General features: G+C 80.0%; 1 pseudogene. It reads right to left on the bottom strand.

Annotation, left to right across the window (positions count from 1 at the left end):
• Positions 1-455, bottom strand: a pseudogene (locus GTW08_RS13260) (DNA polymerase Y family protein); the annotation flags it as partial.

Here is a 455-nt window from a genome sequence, read left to right as displayed (position 1 = left end):
TCGCCCGGGTCCCGGCCGCCCGTCGGGACCGCGGTGAGCACCGCCTCCGGCCCGAGCAGCGCCTGCACCCGGACCAGGGCCCGCCCGGCCCGCTCGTCGCCCTCGCCGACGTCGCCCCACAGCCCGCGCTGCAGCGCCCCGGCGACCACGGTGTCCTCCGGGGTGAGCCGCAGCGCGACCAGCGTCCCGGAGCCGCCTCGCCCGAGCCACGAGTCGAGCTGCCAGCGCACCCGGTCCACCGTCCCGGACGGCGTCAGCGGCTCGGCGCACCGCCAGACCCGCAGCAGCTCCTCCCCGCTCTCCGTGCGTGCGTGCACCCCCAGCCGGGTGCAGGCCAGGCCGTGCCCGGCGAGCGCGGTGTGCAGCCGGGTCGCGAGTGCCCTCGCGGCGAAGGCGGCCGCGTCGACCCGGTCCACCGGCGGGTCCAGCTCGACCGCCGCGGACAGCTCCTCCGG

The organism is Pseudonocardia sp. SID8383, assembly GCF_009864975.1.
Taxonomy (GTDB): Bacteria; Actinomycetota; Actinomycetes; order Mycobacteriales; family Pseudonocardiaceae; genus Pseudonocardia; species Pseudonocardia alni.
Note: the sequence above shows the minus strand (reverse complement) of the source record. Positions and strands in the feature narration are given on the sequence as shown.